The following is a 15076-nucleotide window of genomic DNA, read 5'->3' as shown; positions in this document are numbered from 1 at the left end:
TCCGTTACACCTTTTCCACGTTCACGAGGAAGGATTTAAACTCCGGCGTCTGGGTGTTGGCGTCGCCAACGAACGGCGTCAGCGTGTTGGCGATAAAGCCTTTCTTCGCCACGCCTTCATACCCCCAGTGGATTGGAATGCCAATGGTATCAATGGCTTTTCCGTCAACCGTCAGCGTGCGGATACGTTTGGTCACCACCGCCTTGGCTTTGATGTAGCCGCGGTTGGAGGAGACTTTCACCGTATCGCCATGGCTGATGCCGAGTTTACCCGCGAGCTTCTCGCCGATTTCCACAAACTGTTCCGGCTGCGCGATAGCGTTCAGCAGCGCGTGCTTGGTCCAGTAGTGGAAGTGCTCGGTCAGACGATAAGTGGTGCCCACGTACGGGAACTTATCGGCTTTGCCCATCGCTTCCATATCATCTTTGAACACGCGTGCGGCCGGGTTTGAGATAACGTTCGGGTGCAATGGGTTGGTGCCGAGCGGCGTTTCAAACGGCTCGTAGTGTTCCGGGAACGGCCCTTCTGCCATCTTATCGATAGCGAACAGGCGTCCCATCCCTTCCGGCTGCATGATGAACGGCCCAACGTCGGTGCCCGGTGCGGCGGCACTGTAGTCTGGAATGTCCACGCCGCCCCATTTCGCGCCGTCCCATTTCAGGAGCTGACGCTTCGGATCCCACGGTTTACCCTGCGGGTCAGCGGAAGCACGGTTATACAGAATGCGGCGGTTAAGCGGCCACGCCCATGCCCAGCCGAGCGTGTTGCCGAGGCCCGACGGGTCGGCGTTATCGCGGCGCGCCATCTGGTTGCCGTCTGGCGTCCAGCTGCCTGCGAAAATCCAGCAGCCACTTGAGGTGGTGCCGTCATCACGCAGCTGCGCGAACGACGTCAGCTGCTGGCCTTTTTTAACGATAACGGCGCCAGTTGCCGGGTCGGTGATATCCGCCAGCGCTTTACCGTTGCTTTCCATCGCCACTTCTTCAGACGCAGGCTCATCCGGCGTGGAGTAGTTCCACGTCATGTTGAGTACAGGCTCTGGTGCCGGGCCGCCATCTTTGGCATACATCTCACGCATGCGCATGAAGATACCCGCCAGAATTTCGCCGTCGGTTTTCGCAATCCCCGGGGCGTCGGCGCCTTTCCAGTGCCACTGCAACCAGCGGCCGGAGTTCACGATAGACCCGTTCTCTTCGGCGAAGCAGGTGGAGGGCAGACGGAAGACTTCAGTCTGGATCTTCGAGGAGTCAACATCGTTAGACTCGCCGTGGTTTTGCCAGAACGTCGAGGTCTCGGTGTTGAGTGGATCGATAGTGACCAGGAACTTCAGTTTAGAAAGCGAAGCCACAATCTTGTTTTTGTTCGGGAACGACGCGACAGGGTTGAAGCCCTGACAGATGTAGCCGTTCACCTGGCCTTTGTACATCATGTCGAAGTACTGCAGGACGTCGTAACCTTTGTCCCACTTCGGCAGCCAGTCAAAGCCCCAGTTGTTTTCTGCGGTGGCTTTATCCCCGAAGAACGCTTTCATCATTGAGACGAAGAATTTCGGGTAGTTGCCCCAGTAGTTTACCTGGCCTTCCAGCAGCGGTTTTGGCGTGTTGGCGGTCAGATAACTTTGCAGGTCGGTCTGTTTTTCACTCGGCAGCGTCATGTAGCCCGGCAGGCTTTGTGACAGCAGACCAAGGTCAGTCAGACCCTGAATGTTGGAGTGACCACGCAGGGCGTTAACTCCGCCGCCTGCCATCCCCATGTTACCGAGCAGCAGCTGGATCATCGCCATGGTACGGATGTTCTGCGCACCAACGGAGTGCTGTGTCCAGCCCAATGCATACAGGAACGACGCGGTTTTATCGTGGGCGCTGGTTTCGGCGATGTACTCACAGACTTTCAGGAAGTCCGCTTTCGGCGTACCACAGATGTTCTCGACCATCTCCGGCGTATAGCGGGAAACGTGCTCCTTCAGCAGGTTCCACACGCAGCGTGGATGGGTGAGGGTGGTATCGCGCTTCGCATGACCGTTTTCATCCAGCTCATAGTTCCAGCTGGTTTTGTCGTACTTGCGCTTGTCGGCGTCGTAACCGGAGAACAGACCATCTTCGAACGCATAATCTTCACGCACGATCAGGCTGGCGTTGGTATACGCCTCAGTGTATTCGCGGTTAATTTTTTCGTTGTTCAGCAGATAGAGGATCACCCCTGACAGGAAGGTGATATCAGTGCCGGAACGAATCGGGGTGTAGAAATCCGCCACCGATGCCGTACGCGTAAAGCGCGGATCGATAACGATAAGTTTCGCACCGTTGTGGATTTTGGCTTCCATCGCCCAGCGGAACCCTACCGGATGCGCTTCAGCGGCGTTACCGCCCATCACCACAATCAGGTTGGCGTTCTTAATATCCACCCAGTGGTTGGTCATCGCACCGCGACCAAATGTTGGAGCAAGACTTGCTACCGTTGGTCCGTGTCAGACGCGTGCCTGGTTGTCCACCGCGAGCATGCCGAGCGCGCGGGAGAATTTCTGGGTTAAATAGCCGGTTTCGTTACTGGAAGCAGAAGCACAAAGCATCCCGGTGGAGAGCCAGCGGTTGACGGTGGTGCCTTCGGCGTTCTGTGCGATGAAGTTGGCGTCTCGGTCAGCTTTCATCAGTTTCGCGATGCGATCGAACGCGTCGTCCCAGCTGATTTGCTGCCATTTATCGGAGCCTGGCGCACGGTATTCAGGGAATTTCAGGCGGCTTTCGGAATGGATGAAATCCACCAGTCCTGCGCCTTTAGGGCAGAGCGCACCACGGTTGACCGGATGGTCCGGGTCCCCTTCAATATGGAAAATAGAGGCTTTGGCGTTTTTTGCTCCATCGCCGAGGCTGTACATCAACAGCCCACAACCGACAGAACAATAAGTGCAGGTATTACGGGTTTCACGGGTCCGTAGCAGTTTGTACTGCCTTGTCTCCGCCAACGCGATGCTGGGGGCAAAGCCCAGTGCCGCTGCCGTGGTTCCTGCCATACCGCCAGCACAGATCTTAAAGAACTGTCTTCTGCTGACCTGCATGGGTCGCTCCTTGTTTCGACATTGCTCCCCGTCGCCTTCAATATCTAAACCGCTAAGGGGATGGATTGTTATTAACCTTTGCGGTCGATGCCGCAAAGGTTCAGAATTAGGGTAATTTCCCTCATTCCTGGAGGGATATGCTCAGAATACCACATTGTGTGTATGTGTGTTCCAATACGGTTAATACAAAGTGAACGAAAACCCATCAAAACAGGTCAGTAATGTGATTGAAATCACTGGAATGCGCCAGGTGAGTCTGTGGAAACGGCAAGATCTCCACCACACGCAGCAGGACGAACTGGCTGAAGAAGTGCCTGTGGCGCTGGTTTACAACGGGATTTCTCATGTTGTGATGATGGCGTCGCCAAAAGACCTTGAATGGTTCGCTATCGGTTTTTCATTATCCGAAGGGGTTATAGAGAACCGTTCTGACATTTACGGCATGGATGTGGTGCAAGCCTGCAATGGGCTTGAGGTTCAGATTGAGCTGTCCAGCCGCCGTTTCATGGCCCTGAAAGAGCGCCGCCGCGCGCTGGCCGGGCGGACAGGCTGTGGCGTTTGCGGCGTTGAACAACTCAATGATGTGGGCCGCCCGATTACGCCGTTGCCGTTTACCCAAACCTTTAACCTGAAATATCTCGATCTCGCGCTGGAACACCTCAATGATGTGCAACCTGTGGGCCGCATGACGGGCTGTACTCACGCCGCGGCATGGGTGATGCCTGACGGCAAACTGGCGGGCGGGCTTGAAGATGTTGGCCGCCATGTCGCCCTCGATAAACTCCTGGGCAAACGCGCCGCAGAAGATAAGGCGTGGGATCAGGGCGCAGTATTGGTGTCGAGCCGCGCCAGTTATGAAATGGTGCAGAAAGCGGCGATGTGCGGGGTGGAAATTCTGTTTGCTGTCTCCGCAGCGACCACGCTGGCGGTAGAAGTGGCTGAACGCTGCAACCTGACGCTGGTGGGTTTTTGCAAGCCGGGCAGGGCCACGATTTATACCCACCCGCAGCGGTTAATTGGGGTATGATTTTCAATCAGTAAATTTGAATGATGTAAGCAAAACCTTCCGCTATCAATTGTCGCTCTCCGGGCCTATTATTTATCACATCAAGGCACGATGCCTTACAAAGACAACTTAATTGAAGGGTTTATATCATGAAAAGCATCAAAACTTTTGTTGCAGTTATCGCTCTGGCTACTTCTTTCGGTTCTTTCGCTGCACAGACAGTGACCGCAACCGCCACCACTATCGACGGTGCTGAAGCGAAAATTGCCGCTCAGGCTCAGGAAGCGGGCGCGTCTTCTTACAAAATTACCCAGGCTTTCAACGGTAACCAGGTCCACATGACTGCAGAACTGAATAAATAAGCCGACCCCCTGCAGAAAGAGCGCCTTCGGGCGCTTTTTTAGTTTATACCCGCCAGCCTTAATAACGCCGTAACCACCGCGGCGGCGATGATCACCACAATCAGCGGCACTTTTCGCCAGGCCAGGAACACGGCGACAGCGACGCCAGTCACCCTGGCGCTGCCGGCAAAATGGCTGCCTTCAAAGAACGTTGCCGCTAAGGCCACGGCAAACAGTAAGGTGGTGGCCGCATCATTGAGCATGGCCTGCGAGCGTTCTGATAAGGCCAGCTTGCCGCCCAGTTTCGCCCCGCCGAAACGCATCAGGTACGTCCCGACTGACAACACGGCAATCCCCACGATGATCCATAATGTTTCGCTCATTATTTCTTCCTCGCGAAAAGACCCAGCAGGGATAACAGCACCGGCACGCCCGCTGGCGTGAACGGCACAGAAGCCAGAGAGACAACGGCGCCGGCCATAGCTCGAATCAGCGTTGTGCGGTTTTTAAAGGCCGGGATCACCAGTGCCAGCAAAATTGCCGGGAACACGGCATCCAGGCCGATGGTTTCCGGGGAGGGAAGCAGTTTGCCTACTCCGCTCCCCAGCAGCACGCCCAGCGGCCAAAGAATGGCGACGCCGCTGCCGCATAACCAATAGGCGACTTTGCGCTGCTCCGGCGTAGGTTGTGACATCCCAAACACCACGCTCTCATCATTCATGATGTGGCAGCCCAACAGGCTGGCCGCGCGTTTGCCGACCAGATCGCGCACCGCGACGCCAAACGGAATGTGACGAGCGTTGACCAGTAAGCCCGCTGCCGCTGCCGCTAATGGATTACCGCCGCTGGCAATAATTCCGATGAACATAAATTCAGAAGCACCAGCCAGCACCAGCGTGGATAACGCCAGCGGAACCCAGAGCGGAAAGCCCCAGGACATCGCCAGAGAACCGTAGGAAACGCCCACCACACCCACGGCCACGCAGACCAGAATAATGGCTTTGATGGTGTCGCCTTTCAGGCAGGAGAGATGATGTTTGAGCATACAATTTTAGCCATATCGAACGAGTATCCATTATAATGAACACTGTTGAGTGGTTTTTCAAGACGAACGATTCGTTCGATTAATAAAACGAGGCGCCGTGTATGACACAGCCAATTAGCGTGATCGCCAAAAGTCTGGTGAGAGAACGTCAGCGAACCGGGCTGTCACTGGCGGAAATTGCTCGCCGTGCCGGGATCGCCAAATCCACGCTATCGCAGCTGGAAGCAGGCAACGGGAACCCCAGTCTGGAAACGCTGTGGTCGCTGTGCGTTGCCCTGGATATTCCTTTTGCTCGCCTGCTTGAACCGCAGACGGCGACAACGCAGGTGATTCGCCGCGGTGAAGGCACCAAAGTGGTGGCTGAACAAGCCAACTATCAGGCCATTTTGCTGGCGACCTGCCCACCGGGAGCGCGCCGCGATATCTATCTGCTGATGACGCAGCCTGGCGCCGACCGTATCTCTCATCCGCATCCACCGGGGTCGATTGAACATATCATTGTGACGCAGGGCCGGGCGTTGGTTGGGCTGACGGAAGCGCCGGAAGAGTTAAACGAAGGGGATTATATTTGTTATCCCGCCGACAGGGAGCATGTCTTTAAAGCGCTGGAAGAGGATACCCTGGCAATTCTCGTCGCAGAACAGAATTAATGATAACCGCCCTCAATAATGAGGGCTTTTTTTTGTGATTATTATTCACTTAATTTATGAAATAATTTCCAGCTGTTATCTGGCTCACGTTGTGAATTATTTTTATTATGGCCTCCCTTCTCTTAATAATATTATCCGTAAGTTTGCAATTCCCCTGACGCAAACAATGGGTTAGCGAATGTTCATTACCGCTAACTGATGAATAATAAAAAACGTCTGCATTCATCGCAAATATATATTTATGACGGGATATGTCTTCCGTTTTATCATTATTGCCTCAAGGAATGTTGTATATGAAAAAGACGACAATGGCTGTTGCAGTCGGTTTATTGCTGATCGCAAATACGGCCGCAGCGAAATCAACGCTTACGCTTGAACAACGATTACAGATTCTGGAGGAGAGACTGGAATCAGCGGAGCACAGGGCGACGACGGCAGAAAAAGAAGTCCGGCAGTTAAAAGCGCAGCAGACCACCGACAGAAAAGATCTCAATGAAGTACAGGAACGGGTAACAGTTCAAAACATCACGCCGAAAGAAGAGGTTGCTAAAAATGCCTCCAGCCCGTCCCTTTCATTATCGGGCTACGGTGATTTAAAAATATATGGTGATGTTGAATTCAATATAGATGCGGAGAGCCGTAAAGGCTCTCTTATTTCACGCCAGGACAACAGTAATGAACGTTGGGATTTAAATGGGCGGATCCTGTTAGGGTTTGACGGAGTAAGGAAAATGCAAAATGGTTACTTTGCCGGATTCAGAGCCCAGCCGCTGGCCGATATGACCGGTTCGGTTGATCTCGATGACGCCGCATTTTTCTTCGGTCAGGAAAATGACTGGAAAATAAAGGTCGGCCGTTTTGAAGCCTATGACATTTTCCCGTTAAATCAGGACACCTTTGTTGAACACTCCGGAAATACCGCCAACGATCTTTATGACGACGGCCATGGCTATATTTATATGATGAAAGAAGGGCGCGGGCGTTCTGACTCCGGCGGCAGCTTCCTGATGAGCAAGCAGCTCGACAACTGGTATTTCGAACTGAATACCCTGCTGGAGGATGGCACCTCGCTGTACAGCGATGACAATTATCACGGGCGGGAAGTGCAGCAGCAGAAAAATGTCGCCTATCTGCGCCCGGTCGTCGCCTGGTCGGAAGGCGCGTTTTCCGTGGCGGCGGCCATGGAAAGCAACGTCGTTAATAATGCCTACGGCTATTATGATGCGCGCGGGCGTTTTATCGACCAGTCTGAACGCACTGGCTACGGCATGACCATGACCTGGAATGGCCTGAAAAACGATCCTGTCGATGGCGTGGTTCTCAACCTGAATACCGCGTATCTGGATGCTACAGATGAAGAGGATTTCAGCGCCGGGGTTAACGCCCTTTGGCGTCGTTTCGAACTTGGCTATATCTATGCTCACAACAGAATTGGCGACTATGCCGTCTCCACGACCTGTACCGATGACTGCTGGTTCAGGAATGCTGGCACTTACGACATTCACACTGTCCATGCTTCTTACCAAATCCCTAATGTGATGAATATGCAGAACTTCAACATCTATCTGGGAGCCTACTGGTCGAAGCTGGAAGGGGATGGCACGGGCGGCAGCGACGACAGCCGTTACGGTGGCCGCGTGCGCTTTAAGTATTTCTTCTGACGAAAAAAAACGCCTGATCGCTCAGGCGTTTCTCTTTAGCAATCCAGCTTCTTTTACTCCAGCCAGAACACTTCTTTCAGCTCCGCACTCACCGGGCTGTTATCCGGATTAGACGGCATCACTTCACCCATGTATTTCCACCAGCGCTGGCAGACATCGGTGCTGGCGACGGCATTCCAGCGCTCTTCAGATTCAATTTCTACCGTGGCGAACAGCAGGTTCCGTGCTTTATCCAGATAGATGGCGTAATGGTGCGCGCCATGGTCTTTGAGCACCGATTCCAGCTCCGGCCAGATTGGGTTATGGCGGCGCTCATATTCATCGTGCGTGTGCGGATGCACCTGCATGACAAACGCTTTGCGGATCATAAAGCCTCCAGATAGAGTTCGCGCACTTCGTCGCGGCTGGCGGTGCGGGGGTTGCATGGCGCGCAAGGATCAGCAAGGGCTTTGTCCAGCCAGCCTTCGATATCCGCTTTGGTCACGCCGAGTTTACTGAAGCCGGAAGGAATACCCACGCGGGCGCTCAGTTCGCGAATGGCCTGAATCGCCGACATGCTCGCCGCTTCATCGGTCATACCACGAGTCTCAACACCCATGGCTTGCGCCACGCGAGCAAAACGCGCTACGGCATTCGGGCGGTTAAAGTTTTCGATGATGGGCAGCAGGATGGCGTTACACACACCGTGCGGCAGGTTGTGGGTCGCGCCTGGCTGATGCGCCAGCGCATGTACCAAACCCAGGCCGGCGCTGTTAAAGGCCATCCCCGCCAGATACTGACCGAAGGCCATTTGCTCGCGTGCTTCCAGATTGTGGCCGTTATCGACGGCTTTTGGCAGCCAAAGGCTTATCAGGCGAATCGCTTCCAGCGCGTTGGCGTCAGTCAGGGGATGTGCGCCGACAGAGACATAGGCTTCGATAGCATGCGTTAACGCATCCATGCCCGTTGCCGCTGTGACCGATGCCGGGATGTCGAGCATGACGCTGGCATCATCGACGGCGATATCCGGGATGATGTTTGAGTCGATAATCACTTCTTTGACCTGACGCTCGCTATCGATAATCACCGCGTTGCTGGTCATCTCCGCTGCGGTGCCTGCGGTGGTGTTAATCGCCACCAGATGCACGCCTGGGTTTGTCACTTTACCCACGCCAGAATAGTTTGTTGACGGGCCAGGGTTGGCGGTGAGGATTTTAATGGCTTTCGCTGTATCAATCGGGCTGCCGCCGCCAAAGGCGATAATGTAATCGCATTCTGCATCACGGAAGGCCTGATACCCTTTTTGGACCAGTGCTTCCGTTGGGTTCGGGAAAACGTCGTCGAACAGATGATACGACATCTGGTGATCGTCCAGCGCGGCGAACAGGCTGTCCAGCAGACCCATTTTGACCAACTGACCGTCGGTGACAATCAGGGCTTTACCCCATTGCTTGCCTGAGACCAGATTGACCATATCGCCAATAGCGCCCGCACCGTGCAGGCTGATTTTTGGAAGTGCCAACATAAAGCTCATACGTATTCTCCTTAACATTGATTTTGGGTAATTCCGTTCCCCTCACCCTAACCCTCTCCCCGGAGGGGAGAGGGAATACCACGGAACCGCTTTCACCCTCTCCCCTCTGGGGAGAGGGCAGGGGTGAGGGGGAGATTCAAATACGTCTTCGTTGCATGATCCGGCGAGTCAAAATCGGCAGTGAAATCACCACGATCAGCATCGCGCCAATGATTATCGACATCACGATACCTGGCACGTTGAGCAGGCTAAGGCCGAAGGTCACCAGTCCCATCAGGAAGGCGGCGATGATCACGCCCGGCATACTGCCTGAACCCCCAAGGATATTGACGCCGCCAAGCACCGCCATGGTCACCACTGAAAGCTCCCAGCCCAGCGCAATGGTGGGGCGCGTGCTGCCCAGACGAGACGTCAGCAGTACGGCCGCGAGACCCGACATCAACCCTACCAGCACGAACAAAATCAGGTTGTGACGCTTGACGTTAATTCCGGAATACCATGCGCCGGTCGGGTTATTGCCGATGGCAAACGTGCGGCGGCCAAAGTTCGTTTTGTGCAGCAGGAAGGTGAACATCACGGCAAGCACGATAAACAGCGCGAACTCGAAGGAGAGTGCCTCCCAGACGTAGCCTTGTCCAAACCAGGCGAAACTTGCCGGATACTGGTTCAGCGCCTGATCGCCCAGCAGAATGTAAGAAATTCCGCGGAACAGGCTCATGGTGCCGATGGTGATCACGATGGAAGAGAGGTTGAGCCGGGTGACCAGCAAGCCATTGAGCAACCCGCACAGCACGCCAACGCCAAGCCCTACGCAGACCAGCAGCGGCGTGTCCATTCCCGCCGCCGCGCAAAAGCCCATCGCCGTTGAACTCAGCGCAATGATGGCCGCCACGGAGAGATCAATTTCCCGGGCGATGATCAGCATTGCCATCGGCAGCACGATGATCGCTTTTTCGGTGAAGTTGAACGTCGCATCTGAAAGGTTCCAGATGTTAAGGAAGTAAGGCGAAGCGAGGGCGTTCGCCACAAACACCAGCAGCGTCACCGACAGTAGAAAACCTTCCCAGCACACCAGGCGCTGGAGCAGGGAAGGGGCCGGTGACGGGGTCTGTACGTCGTCAGAAGTCAGCATTTTACTCATGATTTCACCGCCTGTTTCTGTCGGGCCAGCGCCGCATCACGCAGAATGAGGCGCCCTTTACGCTTGTTGCCGCGCTCATTGAGCACTACCGCAATCACAATGACCGCGCCGGAAATCGCCATTTGCCAGAAAGGCGAAACGCCGATGACTGGCAAGGCGTTATTAATCACGCCGAGAAACAGAGCGCCAAACAAGCAGCCGAGCACGCGGCCAGTGCCGCCCATGGTGCTGATGCCGCCGATCACACAAGCCGCCACGACCTGCAATTCGAAGCCGTTAGCGACATCGACATAGGCCACGGCAAAGCGGGAAATCCACAGGTAGCCGCAAAAACCCGCCAGCGCGCCGGACAGGCAGAAGCTGACAAACTGCATTTTTCCGGCGTTAATCCCGGTGTAATACGCGGCAGTCGCGTTGCCACCTGCGGTATAAAGTGCACGGCCGGTTCGGCTGTAGCGCAAGAAATAGCCCACGATAAACAGTGCGGCGATGGCGAACCAGCTCAGCACCGGCAACCCGAGAAGCGGCGTACGTTGCAGGCCGAGAAACGCAGGGCTCATCTGGTTGGAGTTCACCCAGCCGCCATTGGAAAGCAGGAAGATAATTCCGCGGTAGATGCTCATCGTGCCGAGCGTGACCACTATCGCCGGGATGCCTAATTTCCAGACCAGCAGGCCATTGATGATGCCCATCAGCAGACCGAGCAGCGTGGCGAGCGCTAACAATGCGATGACCGGAATATCCGGATGATGAAAATTGAGCAGGGCGACAATCATCCCGGTGAGCGCCAGATTGGCCGCCATCGACAGATCGATACCTTTGGTGAGCAGCACCATCATCTGCCCAAGCGCGAGGATGATCAGAATCGAGGTGTCATTGAACATCTCGACCAGATTGCCCGGCGTGATGAACGACGGCGTGCGGCTGCCAATCGCCAGCACCAGAAGCACAATCACGGCGGCGAGCAGGGCTTCGCGATTTTTTAGCAGTTGCTGCATCATGCGGCTTCCCTCCCGGCACCGCTGGCGGCACTGACAATCACTTCCGCCGTTGCTTCACCTGCGCGGTATTCCGCCACCATCAGGCCTTCATGCATCACAATGATGCGGTCAGCCATGCCCATCACTTCCGGCAGTTCCGATGACACCATGATCACCGCCAGCCCCTGGCCGACCAGCTCGGACATAAACTGGTGCACAGCGGCTTTCGAACCGATATCAATGCCTTTGGTCGGCTCATCCAGAATGATCACTTCCGGATGGGTGGCGAGCCATTTGCCAATGACGACTTTTTGCTGATTGCCACCGGACAGCGTTTCGACCGCCTGACGCCAGCTGAAGGCTTTCACCTGCAAGCGTTTGGCGTAATCGTCAGCCAGTTGCCATTCGCGTTCATCGTGCAGAACACCGTTAGGATTCAGTTTGCGTAACTGAGGCAGGCTGATGTTCTGGGCAATCGGGAGCTGGATAATCGCCCCTTGTTTTTGCCTTTCTTCCGGCACGCAGACGATACCGGCGTTAATGGCATCGGCAGGCTGGTGGAACTGCATGGCTTTGCCATTCAGCAGGATTTCACCCGAGGACGGACGAGTCACGCCAGAAAGCGCCTGCATCAGTTCGGTACGTCCTGCGCCGACCAGGCCATAAAACCCGAGAATTTCCCCTTTACGCAGGGTGAAATCGATGTGGGCAAATTCGGTGGGATGGCACAGATCTTTCACTTCCAGCACGGTGTCGCCCGGCTCGCAGGCTACTTTTGGGAAGGTTTGGGTGATGGAGCGGCCCACCATCATCGCCACCATCCGTTCTTCGGTGATGTCGTGGATATCTCCTTCGCCAACGAACACCCCGTCCCGCAGAATGGTGTAGTGATCGGCCAGTTCGAAAATCTCATCAAACTTATGCGAAATGAACAGAATGGCTTTGCCGTCCTGCTTCAGGCGTTCAACAATTTGATAGAACTCCAGAATTTCATGCTGAGACAGCGCGGCGGTCGGTTCGTCCAGGATCACCACCTGCGCATCAAATGAAAGAGCACGAGCGATTGCCACCATGTGACGCTGCGCGATGCTGAGCGTTTTTAACGTCGCGCGCGGATCGATCTGCACTTCCAGACGCGCCAGTAAAGCCTGCGCCCGACGGTGCATTTCCGGCCAGTCGAGCTTTTTCAGCCAGCCTTTATACAAATACTGCCCGGCAAAAATGTTCTCGGTGACGGACAGCTCATCGAAAAGCACCGTTTCCTGGTGAATAGCCGTAATCCCCACTTTGTGCGCCGAATCCGGTGTGGGGAGCTGAATAGGGATCGCTTTATAAAGCAGTTCGCCTTCGTCAGGCTGATAAATGCCGGTCATCACTTTGACCAGCGTGGATTTTCCTGCCCCGTTTTCGCCAATCAGCGCGGTGACTTTGCCAGGCCAAAGGCTGAGCTGCACGTTTTCCAGCGCGCGTACGCCCGGGAAAAACTTGCTGATGCCCGTTAGCTGGAGCAAGGGAGTGGATGTGGTCATGAGGGTTCTCCAGAGTTTGGTTCGCTCATCACCCTCTCCCCGGCCCTCTCCCTGAGGGAGAGGGGGAAGGTCAAACGGCACCGTCATGTTCCCTCTCCCATGGGGAGAGGGTTAGGGAGAGGGGGATGAGATCAGAAAATTTTGGAGAACTTATCAATGTTGCTCGCATCGTAAACAAACGGCTTAGCCATCGCGCCGTTGCCTTCAGCATCCAGCTGCACTTTGCCCAGTTTGCCCATGCTCGCTTCGGTTTTGGTTGCCGTGCCTTTCACCAGGTCATCCGCTAAGTAAGTGGCGGCATAGCCCAGATCGATAGGGTTCCAGATAGCAAAACTTTTGGTCGCGCCGGACTTCACCGCGCCCGCCATTTCAGACGGCAGGCCCAGACCGGTGACATACACTTTGCCGATTTTTCCCTGATCCTTCACTGCCTGCGCTGCCGCCACAATCCCGACAGACGACGGCGAGACGATCACCTTCAGGTCAGGATAGGTTTTCAGCAGGCCGACCGCTTCGCGGTAGCTTTTATCAGAGAGATCGTCGCCATAAGCGACCGTCACCAGATTGACGGACGGATATTGCGACTGCACTTTCTTCATCTCTGCAATCCAGGTGTTCTGGTTGGTCGAGGTTGGGGTGGCGCTCAGAATGGCGACATCGCCTTTCTCAACGTTCAGCGCTTTCAGCGCATCGGCAGCAAGCGACATGTTGGTTTCGCCCACCAACTGACTGTTCGAAGGATTCAGGTGAATCTGCCGACCCGCTTGTGCCACGCCGGAATCCCAGGAAACCACTTTGATGCCACGCTGCATCGCTTTTTTCAGTACCGGCACTAAGGCATCCGGATCGTTGGCGGAGATGGCGATCGCATCGACACCCTGGGCGATCAAGCCATTGAGCACTTCGATCTGTGCTTCCGCAGTGGTGGTGGTCGGGCCGGTATAAATGACTTTAACGTCACCTAACTCTTTCGCCGCTTCCTGCGCGCCTACGTTCGCTGCCTCAAAAAAACCATTTCCTAATGATTTTGCCACCAGGGCTATTTTGACTTCTGCTAATGCGGAACCGGACAACGCCAATGCGGCAACGGTGAGGATCAAGCTTGCTTTTATTTTCATTGCTTTTACTCCACTAAGAGTTAGTTGTAGGGATTGCAGGTGTGAGTTCGCCCCGTCTCAGTGAGCGGGGCGCGATGTTGTTATTTGTACAAATCTAATGCTGACTGCATTGGGGTGACGCCAAAGCGCTTGCCGAGGGCAACCAGTTCTTCCCGGGTGATGGTCTGTTTCATGCCGCCCATCGAGTAAATCTTCACTAAAACTTCGGCCGATTTTTCTGCGGTGTCGATCAGGCCAAACGCTTCATCTAAGGTTGGGCCGCTGCCGAATACGCCATGGAACGGCCACAGCACCAGCGAGTGTTGCTGCATTTCAATGGCGGTTGCCTGGCCGATTTCATCGGTGCCCGGCACCATCCACGGCAGAATGCCGACGCCGTCCGGGAACACCACCAGACACTCGGTGCTGCCTTCCCACAGTTTGCGGGTGATGAGGTCGGTGTTGTTTTCCAGCACATAGGTCAGGGCGATCAGGTTGGTCGCATGGCAGTGCATGATCACGCGGTCTTTGCCGTTGGTCGCCTTGATGCGCTCACAATGGGAAAGGAAGTGTGCTGGCAGCTCAGAGGTTGGCACCGCTTCGTCAGTCAGCCCCCAAAGAATGTGGTAGCCCGCGCCGTCGCTGTCGACTTTCACCACGCCTAAGTTGGCGGCTGGGTCGAGCTGGACGTTGCGGAAGAATTTGCCGGAACCGGTGACGATAAACGGCGTATTGGCGAGCAGCGGCATCGGCTGGCTCAGCGCGATGTAACGTGGCTGCTTGTGAAAATCGGCTTCGTAAGAGGCGATGTCTGCTTCATCAAGACGCAGGGTCAGGTTGCCGCCGTTGCGCTCATCCCAGCCTTTCAGCCAGGCGTCGGAGGTGGCTTTGATCATGCCCTGAACGAACCAGGAATCAGTAATGGTCTGCATAGTCTTTCTTTCCTTCACATTGCCGGGTGGCGCTACGCTAACCCGGCCTACTAATAAGATTCCCCTCTCCCCGACCCTCTCCCCGGGGGAGAGGGAGAAACCGGACAGTCCCCTCTCCCTCAGGGA

14 protein-coding genes are annotated in these 15076 nt (G+C 55.2%); 4 read left to right on the top strand and 10 right to left on the bottom strand.

The features are described 5' to 3' along the window. Nucleotides 1-4: 4 nt before the first annotated feature. Complete coding sequence (fdnG, locus tag ACRCWW_RS08980; protein WP_438682105.1) at nucleotides 5-3055, bottom strand: formate dehydrogenase-N subunit alpha; 3051 nt, start codon at nucleotides 3053-3055, stop codon at nucleotides 5-7. 241 nt (nucleotides 3056-3296) lie between these two features. Here fdnG and fdhD point away from each other — a divergent pair, with 241 nt between their 5' ends. Both fdhD and ACRCWW_RS08970 read left to right on the top strand, forming a co-directional pair. Next, the gene (fdhD, locus tag ACRCWW_RS08975) at nucleotides 3297-4082 is read left to right on the top strand and encodes a formate dehydrogenase accessory sulfurtransferase FdhD (RefSeq protein ID WP_438682138.1); all 786 of its coding nucleotides are present in this window, start codon (nucleotides 3297-3299) and stop codon (nucleotides 4080-4082) included. A gap of 128 nt (nucleotides 4083-4210) precedes the next feature. Further along, entirely contained in the window at nucleotides 4211-4423 is a 213-nt protein-coding gene (locus ACRCWW_RS08970; RefSeq protein WP_404658255.1) for a DUF1471 domain-containing protein, read from the top strand. 38 nt (nucleotides 4424-4461) lie between these two features. Here ACRCWW_RS08970 and ACRCWW_RS08965 read toward each other — a convergent pair whose 3' ends face one another. Together ACRCWW_RS08965 and ACRCWW_RS08960 are read right to left on the bottom strand one after the other, a co-directional pair. Further along, a complete protein-coding gene (locus ACRCWW_RS08965) occupies nucleotides 4462-4785 on the bottom strand; it encodes an AzlD domain-containing protein (RefSeq protein WP_438682104.1) in 324 nt (107 codons plus the stop codon). Continuing rightward, nucleotides 4785-5447, bottom strand: coding sequence for an AzlC family ABC transporter permease (locus ACRCWW_RS08960; RefSeq protein WP_438682103.1), 663 nt, complete (start codon nucleotides 5445-5447; stop codon nucleotides 4785-4787). The genes ACRCWW_RS08965 and ACRCWW_RS08960 overlap by 1 nt, the downstream gene beginning before the upstream one ends. A 101-nt stretch (nucleotides 5448-5548) precedes the next feature. Here ACRCWW_RS08960 and ACRCWW_RS08955 point away from each other — a divergent pair, with 101 nt between their 5' ends. Both ACRCWW_RS08955 and ACRCWW_RS08950 read left to right on the top strand, forming a co-directional pair. After that, nucleotides 5549-6097: a helix-turn-helix domain-containing protein gene (locus ACRCWW_RS08955; protein ID WP_438682102.1), complete on the top strand. Its 549-nt coding sequence runs from the start codon at nucleotides 5549-5551 to the stop codon at nucleotides 6095-6097. 293 nt (nucleotides 6098-6390) lie between these two features. Further along, on the top strand, nucleotides 6391-7758 hold the full coding sequence (locus ACRCWW_RS08950; protein ID WP_438682101.1) for a carbohydrate porin: 1368 nt from the start codon (nucleotides 6391-6393) through the stop codon (nucleotides 7756-7758). A gap of 53 nt (nucleotides 7759-7811) precedes the next feature. Here the strand turns inward: ACRCWW_RS08950 and rhaM are convergent, their stop codons facing one another. The 7 genes from rhaM to rhaD form a co-directional block, all read right to left on the bottom strand. Then, the gene (gene rhaM / locus ACRCWW_RS08945) at nucleotides 7812-8126 is read right to left on the bottom strand and encodes an L-rhamnose mutarotase (RefSeq protein ID WP_438682100.1); all 315 of its coding nucleotides are present in this window, start codon (nucleotides 8124-8126) and stop codon (nucleotides 7812-7814) included. After that, a complete protein-coding gene (fucO, locus tag ACRCWW_RS08940) occupies nucleotides 8123-9271 on the bottom strand; it encodes a lactaldehyde reductase (protein ID WP_438682099.1) in 1149 nt (382 codons plus the stop codon). Before fucO ends, rhaM begins: the two co-directional genes overlap by 4 nt. Nucleotides 9272-9407: 136 nt before the next feature. Then, nucleotides 9408-10412 (bottom strand): ABC transporter permease, encoded by a 1005-nt coding sequence (locus tag ACRCWW_RS08935; RefSeq protein ID WP_438682098.1) that lies wholly within the window; start codon nucleotides 10410-10412, stop codon nucleotides 9408-9410. Continuing rightward, nucleotides 10409-11413, bottom strand: coding sequence for an ABC transporter permease (locus ACRCWW_RS08930; protein WP_438682097.1), 1005 nt, complete (start codon nucleotides 11411-11413; stop codon nucleotides 10409-10411). The genes ACRCWW_RS08935 and ACRCWW_RS08930 overlap by 4 nt, the downstream gene beginning before the upstream one ends. Continuing rightward, entirely contained in the window at nucleotides 11410-12921 is a 1512-nt protein-coding gene (locus ACRCWW_RS08925) for a sugar ABC transporter ATP-binding protein (RefSeq protein WP_438682096.1), read from the bottom strand. The genes ACRCWW_RS08930 and ACRCWW_RS08925 overlap by 4 nt, the downstream gene beginning before the upstream one ends. Nucleotides 12922-13052: 131 nt before the next feature. Next, nucleotides 13053-14039, bottom strand: a complete 987-nt coding sequence (gene rhaS / locus ACRCWW_RS08920; RefSeq protein WP_438682095.1) for a rhamnose ABC transporter substrate-binding protein — start codon at nucleotides 14037-14039, stop codon at nucleotides 13053-13055. An 80-nt stretch (nucleotides 14040-14119) separates the two neighbouring features. Next, the gene (gene rhaD / locus ACRCWW_RS08915; RefSeq protein ID WP_438682094.1) at nucleotides 14120-14950 is read right to left on the bottom strand and encodes a rhamnulose-1-phosphate aldolase; all 831 of its coding nucleotides are present in this window, start codon (nucleotides 14948-14950) and stop codon (nucleotides 14120-14122) included. Nucleotides 14951-15076 lie beyond the last annotated feature (126 nt).

This window comes from Scandinavium sp. (assembly GCF_051650185.1).
Classification (GTDB): domain Bacteria; phylum Pseudomonadota; class Gammaproteobacteria; order Enterobacterales; family Enterobacteriaceae; genus Scandinavium.
Note: the sequence above shows the minus strand (reverse complement) of the source record. Positions and strands in the feature narration are given on the sequence as shown.

What these genes read in the sequence shown, in the direction of transcription:
- fdhD (WP_438682138.1), top strand. Translation starts at nt 3,297, where the DNA reads ATGCGCCAGGTGAGTCTGTGGAAACGGCAAGATCTCCACCACACGCAG.
- ACRCWW_RS08970 (WP_404658255.1), top strand. Translation starts at nt 4,211, where the DNA reads ATGAAAAGCATCAAAACTTTTGTTGCAGTTATCGCTCTGGCTACTTCT.
- ACRCWW_RS08965 (WP_438682104.1), bottom strand. Translation starts at nt 4,785, where the DNA reads ATGAGCGAAACATTATGGATCATCGTGGGGATTGCCGTGTTGTCAGTC.
- ACRCWW_RS08960 (WP_438682103.1), bottom strand. Translation starts at nt 5,447, where the DNA reads ATGCTCAAACATCATCTCTCCTGCCTGAAAGGCGACACCATCAAAGCC.
- ACRCWW_RS08955 (WP_438682102.1), top strand. Translation starts at nt 5,549, where the DNA reads ATGACACAGCCAATTAGCGTGATCGCCAAAAGTCTGGTGAGAGAACGT.
- ACRCWW_RS08950 (WP_438682101.1), top strand. Translation starts at nt 6,391, where the DNA reads ATGAAAAAGACGACAATGGCTGTTGCAGTCGGTTTATTGCTGATCGCA.
- rhaM (WP_438682100.1), bottom strand. Translation starts at nt 8,126, where the DNA reads ATGATCCGCAAAGCGTTTGTCATGCAGGTGCATCCGCACACGCACGAT.
- fucO (WP_438682099.1), bottom strand. Translation starts at nt 9,271, where the DNA reads ATGAGCTTTATGTTGGCACTTCCAAAAATCAGCCTGCACGGTGCGGGC.
- ACRCWW_RS08935 (WP_438682098.1), bottom strand. Translation starts at nt 10,412, where the DNA reads ATGAGTAAAATGCTGACTTCTGACGACGTACAGACCCCGTCACCGGCC.
- ACRCWW_RS08930 (WP_438682097.1), bottom strand. Translation starts at nt 11,413, where the DNA reads ATGATGCAGCAACTGCTAAAAAATCGCGAAGCCCTGCTCGCCGCCGTG.
- ACRCWW_RS08925 (WP_438682096.1), bottom strand. Translation starts at nt 12,921, where the DNA reads ATGACCACATCCACTCCCTTGCTCCAGCTAACGGGCATCAGCAAGTTT.
- rhaS (WP_438682095.1), bottom strand. Translation starts at nt 14,039, where the DNA reads ATGAAAATAAAAGCAAGCTTGATCCTCACCGTTGCCGCATTGGCGTTG.
- rhaD (WP_438682094.1), bottom strand. Translation starts at nt 14,950, where the DNA reads ATGCAGACCATTACTGATTCCTGGTTCGTTCAGGGCATGATCAAAGCC.